The 8,313-nt window shown below is 70.4% G+C and carries 8 protein-coding genes; 4 read left to right on the forward strand and 4 right to left on the reverse strand.

Features of this window, described 5'->3' with window-relative positions; all coding sequences use genetic code 11:
• Nucleotides 1–77: 77 nt before the first annotated feature.
• From AB0J09_RS47915 to AB0J09_RS47925, 3 genes are all read right to left on the reverse strand, one after another.
• Nucleotides 78–1,196, reverse strand: a complete 1,119-nt coding sequence (locus AB0J09_RS47915; protein ID WP_360707124.1) for an ABC transporter substrate-binding protein — start codon at nt 1,194–1,196, stop codon at nt 78–80.
• Between the two features lie 34 nt (nt 1,197–1,230).
• Nucleotides 1,231–1,809 (reverse strand): cupin domain-containing protein, encoded by a 579-nt coding sequence (locus tag AB0J09_RS47920; RefSeq protein ID WP_360707127.1) that lies wholly within the window; start codon nt 1,807–1,809, stop codon nt 1,231–1,233.
• 115 nt (nt 1,810–1,924) lie between these two features.
• Nucleotides 1,925–2,818 (reverse strand): NAD(P)H-binding protein, encoded by an 894-nt coding sequence (locus AB0J09_RS47925; protein WP_360707130.1) that lies wholly within the window; start codon nt 2,816–2,818, stop codon nt 1,925–1,927.
• Between the two features lie 87 nt (nt 2,819–2,905).
• On the opposite strand from AB0J09_RS47925, the gene AB0J09_RS47930 reads away from it, so the two are divergent.
• Nucleotides 2,906–4,666, forward strand: coding sequence for a thiamine pyrophosphate-binding protein (locus AB0J09_RS47930; RefSeq protein ID WP_360707133.1), 1,761 nt, complete (start codon nt 2,906–2,908; stop codon nt 4,664–4,666).
• On the opposite strand, the gene AB0J09_RS47935 is transcribed toward AB0J09_RS47930, so the two are convergent.
• Nucleotides 4,635–5,402, reverse strand: a complete 768-nt coding sequence (locus tag AB0J09_RS47935) for an IclR family transcriptional regulator (protein WP_360707136.1) — start codon at nt 5,400–5,402, stop codon at nt 4,635–4,637. The genes AB0J09_RS47930 and AB0J09_RS47935 overlap by 32 nt on opposite strands.
• 69 nt (nt 5,403–5,471) lie before the next feature.
• Between AB0J09_RS47935 and pobA the strand changes: the two genes are divergently transcribed.
• The 3 genes from pobA to AB0J09_RS47950 all read left to right on the forward strand — a co-directional run.
• The gene (gene pobA / locus AB0J09_RS47940) at nt 5,472–6,626 is read left to right on the forward strand and encodes a 4-hydroxybenzoate 3-monooxygenase (protein WP_360707138.1); all 1,155 of its coding nucleotides are present in this window, start codon (nt 5,472–5,474) and stop codon (nt 6,624–6,626) included.
• Between the two features lie 31 nt (nt 6,627–6,657).
• Entirely contained in the window at nt 6,658–7,935 is a 1,278-nt protein-coding gene (locus tag AB0J09_RS47945) for a lyase family protein (protein ID WP_360707141.1), read from the forward strand.
• Nucleotides 7,932–8,313: alpha/beta fold hydrolase (locus AB0J09_RS47950; protein WP_360707144.1), on the forward strand; the 382-nt coding region annotated here is incomplete at its 3' end. The genes AB0J09_RS47945 and AB0J09_RS47950, both read left to right, overlap by 4 nt.

Below are 8,313 nucleotides of genomic sequence, written 5' to 3' on the forward strand. Positions count from 1 at the left end.
GGGCGGCGCTCAGGATCCGCCGGCTGCTTGGCGGCGGCGGTCGGTGCGACCGCCTGCAGGGTGGAGGCCATGGGCGATCAGCCGCCGAGCCAGGCTGACCACTTCTCGATCATCTCCGGCTGGTGTTCGGCCCACCACTTGGAGTCGATCTTGAGTGCCTTCTCCGCCACTCCCGGGCTGGTCGTCAGGAACGACTGGCCGACCTGGTCGACGTTCGGCTTGGCGTCGGTGTTGATCGGCGAGTACGAGGTCAGCTCCGTCAGCTTGGCCTGCTGCTGAGCGCCCAGGTAGTAGTTGATCAGCGCCATCGACGCCTTCGGGTTCTTGGCGTTCTTCGGCACGGTCAGCGAGTCCATGATCGGCATCCACTGGTCCCACGCGACCTGGAACGGCGCGCCGTTCTTGACGGCCGCGTACGCCCGGCCGCTCCACACCATCCCCATGTCCACCTCGCCGGACTCCAGCAGCTGCTGCGCCTCCGCGCCAGTCTTCCAGAAGACCAGGTTGGAACGGATCGACTGCAGCTTCTTGGTCGCCCGGTCGACGTCCAGGGGGTAGAGCTGGTCGGGCGCGACGCCGTCGGCGATCAGCGCGCCCTCGAACGGGCCGGGCGCCGAGTCGCCGGGGTTGCCGGAGATGGCGCGCTTGCCGGGGAACTTCGTGGTGTCGAAGAAGTCCTTCCAGCCCTTGGGCGGGTTGGAGCCGAACTTGTCCTTGTTGTAGACGAGCACCATGCCGTACTGCATCGCCGGGACGGTGCACTCGCCCGCCAGGCCGTCGGGGACCTTGGACTTGTCGATGATCTTGTAGTCGAGCGGCTGGAGCAGCTTGCCGCACTGGGCCTCGGCCCAGATGGAGTCGGAGTCGATCACGTCCCAGGTGACGTTGGAGGAGTCCACCTGGGCCTTGATCTTGGCGTAGTCGGTCGGGCCGTCCTGAAGGATCTTGGCGCCCGACTCCTGGCCGAACGGGTCGACCGCGGCCTTCTGCTGGCCCTCCTGGTAGACGCCTCCGTAGGAGACGAAGGTCATGTTCAGGCCGCTGAGCGCGTCCTTCTTGATCGTGCCCGACTTGGCGGGCCCCGATCCGAGGTCGATCGAGGCAGGCGCCGCCGAGCCGGCCCCGCAGGCCGCCGTGAGCAGGAGCGAAGCCGCGACACCGGCCATAACGGCCAGTCGCGCTGGGTGCTTCGGCATGGGTTACCCCCTAGGTGGCAGGTATGAGTGGGGTTCAGGCGGATGTAGTAGGCGGGGCGACAACCCAGAGGATCTCGGCGGTTTCGTCACTCTCGTTGACGACCCGGTGGGGGACCGACGTGCGGTACTCCACGCTGTCCCCCGGCTCCAGCACGTGAGCGGCGGCGGAGCCGTTGGGGCCGAGCCAGAGCGTGACCCGCCCGCGGAGCACCAGGAAGATCTCCTGGGAATCGCCGTGGGTATACGGTTCATCCCCGGTGGACGAGCCGGGATCGAACTCCCCGGCGTACACCTCCACGTTCTGGAGCGGACGCTGGGAGATCAGGAACTTGCGCGTGCCGGGGGCCGTGTGCAGCTCCGGACGTGCTTCGCGGCGCACCACGCGGTGGCCGATCTCGTCCTCCTCGTTGAACAAATCCGCGACCGTGAGTCCGAGAGCCGAGGCGATCCGCCGGAGCATACCGATGCTGGAGCTGGTCTGCCCGCGCTCCAACTGGCTGATGAAGCTGGCGCTCGCCTTGGCCTCGGCCGCGAGAGCGCGCACGGTCATGTGGCGCATGTTGCGGTAGGCCCGGATTCGCGCACCCAAGCGGGTGTTCTCCGACTCCGTCATCGAACCTCTCGATTGGCTGCACTGAACAAGTTGTTAAGTGGCAATGAAAGGACCGTACATAGGTAGTCGAATACCCAGCAAGAGGGAGATGAGTAACGAGTGCGTAAAAGGAGGGTCAGCCCCGGGTGGGGCGCTCGTACCCTTCGTCGCCCCCGTAGACGTGCAGATCAGGGTCCTGCTCCGGCTGGTTGGCCGGGCTGGTGGGCGAGGCGGTGTGCTCGGCGGCGAAGTCGTCCGAGGGCTCCGGCGGCGGCGGGAAGAGGTAGTCGTGCCAGGTGATCCCGCCCTTGGGCTCGGCGTCCGTCAGGAGGTCGCCGGCGCGCTGGGCAGCGTACAGGCCGCCGGGGAAGCGGACGGGCAGGCAGGGGCGATGCAGGTCCCTGGCCTGCAGCCACGTCTTGACCAGCTCCTCCGTGCTGAGCACCTCGGGGCCGCCGTACTCGATCTCGTCCATCGAGGGGCCGGCGTCGATCAACTGGGTGAGCCGGGTGGCCACCTCGCCCGCGTGGACCGGCTGCCAGGGCACCGTGCGGTCCACGGTCAGCACGGGGAGCGACTCGAAATCGCTCAGCCGCCGGTCGAGCGACTGGTGGAAGTGGGTGGCGCGCAGGACCGTCCAGCCCAGGTCGCTCTCCGCGATCAGGCGCTCGGCCTCCAGCTTGTGCCTGAGATAGCCGATGGCGACGCGGTCGGCCCCGACCATCGAGGTGTACAGCAGGTGCGGGTACCCCGACACACGGGCGGCGGCGATCAGCTTGCGCGTGCCGGTCACGTCCACGGCGCCGCGGCCCTTGCGGCCGCTCGTGGCGAGGTGCACGATCACGTCGACGTCCCGGAGGGCGTCCGCGACGCCGTTGCCGGAGACCAGGTCGCCCCACATCCACTCGACGTTCCCGCGGCTCTCCCGCTTCGTACGGCTCAGCGCCCGCACCTGGTGGCCCGCTCTGAGCAAAGCGGGCACCAGCGCGCCACCAAGCGTGCCCGTGGCTCCTGTGACCAGAATGCGCATGACGCCCCTCTACCCGCGAATCTTTGGAAATGACAAGGAATCTGGTAAAAGCGTCTGTGGGCGGCAGAGCGGGGTAGTGCCGCTCACATGGCTCGAATCGCAGCGGAATCCCTGATAGAACGGCTCGCCGAGTGGGGCGTCGACACCGTCTTCGGCCTGCCGGGCGACGGCATCAACGGCATCATGGAGGGGCTGCGGCGCCACCGTGACCGGGTGCGCTTCGTCCTCGTCCACCATGAGGAGGCGGCGGCCTTCATGGCCACCGGCTACGCCAAGGCCACCGGGCGGATCGGCGTGTGCCTGGCCACCTCGGGGCCGGGCGGCATCCACCTGCTCAACGGCCTCTACGACGCCAAGCTGGACCACGTGCCGGTGCTGGCGATCACGGGCATGCAGGAGACGTCCGTGCTGGGCACCGGCTACCAGCAGGAGGTGCACCTGGACCGGCTCTTCGCCGACGTGGCCGAGTACAACATGATGATCAGCAATCCGGCGCAGCTGCCCTCGCTGGTGGACCTGGCGATCAGGACCTCCTACGCGCGGCGCGGGGTCTCCCATCTCACCGTGCCCAACGACATCCAGGTGTCCGAGGCGGGGGAGGAGCCGTACCGGACCGTGGTGCCGGCGCGCGCACCGCAGACCGCGGCCGTCTACCTGCAAGCGTCCGGCATCCCGCGGCAGGAGGACCTCCAGCGCGCGGCCGAGGTGCTCAACCAGGCCGAGCGCCCCGCCATGCTCGTCGGGCAGGGGGCGCTGCACGCCAGGCAGGAGGTGCTGGCCGTGGCCGAGGCGCTCGGGGCACCCGTGGTCAAGACGCTGCCCGGTAAGGCGGTCATCCCCGACGACTCGCCGTACACGACCGGCGGGATCGGGCTGCTCGGCACCCGGCCGAGCGAGGAGCTGATGGACGAGGTCGACGTGCTGTTCATGGTCGGCACGAACTTCCCCTACACGAAGTTCCTGCCGGAGAAGGCGCGGGTGGTGCAGTTCGAGGCGGAGCCGACCAGGGCGGGGGCCCGGATCGCGACCGACGTGCCCGTGGTGTGCGACGCGAAGGAGGGGCTGCAGGCGCTGCTGCCGCTGCTGGCCCACCGGGACCGCACCTCTCATCTCTCGAAATATCAGACGATGATGGGCAAGTGGCGGGCCGAGATGGACGCCCTGGAGAATCCGGACCGGGATCCCATCGCGCCGCAGTACGTCATGTCCGTGATCGATGAGCTCGCCCGCGACGACGCCATCCTGACCTGCGACAGCGGCACCATCGCCACCTGGGCGGCCAGGCACTGGACGATCCGCGACGGGCGCCAGTTCTACCTGTCGGGGACGCTCGCCACGATGGCGCCGGGGCTGCCGTACGCCATCGCCATGCAGCACGCCTTCCCCGGCCGGCAGGTCATCGCGTACGTCGGCGACGGCGGCTTCTCGATGCTGATGGCCGAGTTCCTGACGGCGGCCCAGCACCGGCTGCCGATCAAGGTGATCATCAACAACAACAACTCGCTCGGCCAGATCCTGTGGGAGCAGATGGTGCTCGGCTTCCCGGAGCACGGCGTGCGCTTTTCCGAGCCCGAAGCCGACTTCTCGTCCTGGGCCCGGTCATGCGGCGGGTTCGGGGCCAAGGTCACCAAGGCGGAGGACGTGGCACTGACGATCGGGCAGGCGCTCGCGCACGACGGCCCGGCGCTGGTGGACGTGGACGTCAACCCGAACGAGCCGCCCATGCCCGGCAAGGTCTCCTACGAGCAGGCGAAGAACTTCGCGCAGGCGTTCCTCAAGGGGCAGCCGCACAAGGCCGCCATCGCCACCACCCTGTTCAAGGACCGGATCCAGAAGCTGGGGGACTAGCCTTCGCTATTCCTGCCGCGGCGTTCAGCAGCGGATCGATCAGGCGGGGCAGCTCGCGGGCGCGCCGGGACGACACCACGATGCCCACGGCCGCGACGGGCCGCCCCTCCACCAGGATCGGCGCCGCCGCCGAGCACGAGCCCAGGGTCATCTCCTCGTACGTCAGCGCGTATCCCTGGGCCCGTACCGCCGCCAGCTCCCTGGCCAGCCGCCCCGGCTCGATGATCGTGTGCCGGGTCGGGCGTTCGAGCTTGCGCGCGAGGTAGGACTTCACGAACCAGTCCGGCTCGTACGCCAGCAGCGCCTTGCCCACGCCCGTCGGGTGCATCGGCAGCCGGCCGCCGGTCCTGGACACGATGGGCACCGCTCGCCTGCCGTAGACCTTGTCCACGTACAGCACCTCGAGCCCGTCACGCACGGCCAGGTGCACGTTCTCGCCGGTGCTCGCGAACAGCTCCTGCAGCCACGGACGCGCCAGGTCGTGGAGCGGGCCGGGCGCGAGCTGGCCCAGCTCCCACAGCCGCAGCCCGACCCGGAGCCGCCCGTCGGGCGCGCGGCTCAGCGCCTGCCACTCTTCCAGCTCGGCGACCAGCCGGTGCGCCGTGCTCAGCGGCAGCCCGCTGCGCCTGGCCAGCTCGGTCAGCGTGAGCTGCGGATGCGCCGGGTCGAACGCGCCCAGGACGGCCAGCACCTTGGACGTCACCGAGCGCCCTGGCTCCCGTGATCCACCTGCCATGCGGCCATTCTTCCACTGAGTGGAAGGAGGATCTCGGCCAAATCGCGGTCGAGGCAGGATGCTTCCGTCATGCGAACTCAGGTCGGGATCATCGGGGCAGGCCCCGCCGGACTGCTCCTATCCCATTTGCTCCACCTGCGCGGCATCTCCTCCGTGGTGCTGGAGAAGCGCAGCCGCGATTACGTCGAGCGGCGGGTGCGGGCCGGGGTGCTGGAGCAGGGCACGGTGGACACACTGGTCGAAGCGGGCGTCGGCGAGCGCATGCTGCGCGAGGGGCTGCCGCACCACGGCATCGAGCTCAGGTACGGCGGCGCGGGCCACCGCATCGCGTTCGAGAAGCTCGTGCCGGGCAGGTCCATCACCGTGTACGGCCAGCAGGAGGTGGTCAAGGACCTGATCGCGGCCAGGCTCGCGGCGGGCGGCGACGTGCGGTTCGAGGTCGAGGACGTGGAGCTGCACTCGCTGGACTCCGGGCCGTACCTGACGTTCGGCGGCGAGCGGCTGGACTGCGACGTGATCGCCGGGTGCGACGGCTTCCACGGCGTGTCCAGGCTGGCCATCCCCGAGGGTGTTCTGAGCGTTTACGAGCGGGACTATCCCTTCGCCTGGTTGGGCATCCTGGCCAGGGTGGCGCCCTCATCGGAGGAGCTCATCTACACCAGGAGCGAGCGCGGCTTCGCGCTGCACAGCATGCGCTCGCCCACCGTCAGCCGCTTCTACCTGCAGGTCCCGGCCGATACCAAGGTCGAGTACTGGCCGGACGAGCGGATCTGGGCCGAGCTGAAGGCGCGGTTGGAGAGCGTGCCCGGCTTCACGCTGGCGACCGGCGAGATCATGGAGAAGGGCGTCACGCCGATGCGGGCGTTCGTGACCGAGCCCATGCAGTACGGCCGGCTCTACCTGGCCGGGGACGCCGCTCACATCGTGCCGCCGACCGGCGCCAAGGGGCTCAACCTGGCCGTGGCGGACGTCCGCGTGCTGACCGAGGCGCTGGCCGCGTACTTCGCGGACGGCTCGACCGAGCTGCTCGACGGCTACTCCGCCGCGTGCCTGAAGCGGGTGTGGCGGGCGCAGCACTTCTCGTGGTGGATGACGACGCTGCTGCACACGTTCGAGGACGACGACCCGTACGGGCGGCGGCTGCAGCTTTCGTACCTGGACTACGTGACCTCGTCGGAGGCGGCGGCGACCACCCTGGCGGAGAATTACGTCGGACTGCCATGAAAGATGGCTTCCATGGAGGAGACGGACAGCGTTGAGTTCTGACGGCGGCCTGCTCGCCCCGGTCTGGGCGGGCACTCGAGCGGAGGAGATCACCTCGGACGCGGCCTGGCTGCGGGCCATGCTGGAGGCCGAGGCGGCGCTCGCCCGCGCGCAGGCCCGGCTGGAGCTCATCCCTTCCGAGGCGGCCGCGGCCATCGACAGGACGGCCGCCGCGCTCGTCCTCGACCCGGCCGACCTGGCCCGACGCGGCCGCCAGTCGGCCAACCCCGTCGTGCCGCTGGTCTCCGACCTGCGGCGGGCCGTGCCGGGCGCGGCCTCGTACGCGCACCTGGGGGCGACCAGCCAGGACATCCTGGACAGCGCGGCCATGCTCGTGGCCACGCGGGCGGTACGTGCCATCGTGGGCGATCTGAGCGCGATCATGCGGGATCTGTGCGAGCTGGCCGAGCGTCACAAGGCCACGGTGATGGCCGCGCGGACGCTGGGGCAGCAGGCGGTGCCGACCACGTTCGGGCTGAAGGCGGCGGGGTGGCTGGCCGGTCTCCTGCGGGCCCGCGCCCACCTCCGCGAGCTACACCTACCGGCCCAGCTGGGCGGCGCGGCCGGCACCCTGGCCGCCATCGCCGAGCGGGCTGGCGCCGCCTTCGGCGGGGCCGCCGATCCCGCCACCGCGCTGCTGCTCGTCGAGGTGTTCGCCGAGGAGATCGGGCTGGCGGCGCCCGCGGTGCCGTGGCACGCCGAGCGCTCCGCCGTCACCGAGCTGGGCGCCGCGCTCGCCGGCACGGCCAGGGCGCTCGGCAAGCCGGCCACCGACATCGTCCTCATGGCGCAGACCGAGGTGGGGGAGTTGGCCGAGTCGTCCACGGGCGGTTCGTCGGCCATGCCGCAGAAACGCAACCCCGCACTCTCCGTCCTCGTGCGGTCGGCCGCGCTCCAGGTGCCCGCGTACGTGCAGGTGCTGGGGCAGGTCGGCGAGCATGAGCGGGCCGCGGGCGCCTGGCAGGCGGAGTGGCTGCCGCTGCGCGAGGCGCTCCGGCTCACGGCCGGCGCGGCCGAGACCGCGGCGGAGCTCGTGGCCGGGCTGCGGGTGTTCCCCGACCGGATGCGCGCCAACGCCGAGCTGACCGGCGGCCGCCTGGTCGCCGAACGCCTCTATGCCCACCTCGGCCCGCAGGCGCTGAAGCGGGCCCTGGCAGCGGAGGACTCGCGGCTCGATTTCCCTGATGAGCTGCTCGATCCAGGGGCGTACCTGGGCGCGGCTTCTGAGCTAGTCGATCGCATTCTCGCCACCTATCGGGAGCAACCGTGAAACTCCACCACCGCATCGACGGCCCGTCCGACGCGCCGCTGCTGGTGCTCGGGCCCTCGCTCGGGACCACGATGGAGATCTGGCAGCCCCAGCTCCCCGCGCTCACCGACTCCTGGCAGGTCCTCAGGTACGACCTGCCGGGCCACGGCGGCTCGCCACCGGCCGCGGCCGGGTTCACGATCGACGACTTGGCGCGGGCCGTACTGGACCTCGTCGAGACCGAGCAGTTCGCGGTCGGCGGCGTCTCGCTCGGCGGCGCGATCGCCACGACCATCGCGACCCGAGCCCGGCACCGGGTGCGCAAGCTGGTGCTGTGCTGCACGTCGGCCAAGTTCGGCGAGCCGGGGCCGTGGCTGGGGCGGGCGGCGCTGGTGCGCG

This window comes from Nonomuraea sp. NPDC049784 (assembly GCF_040659615.1).
Lineage (GTDB): Bacteria > Actinomycetota > Actinomycetes > Streptosporangiales > Streptosporangiaceae > Nonomuraea.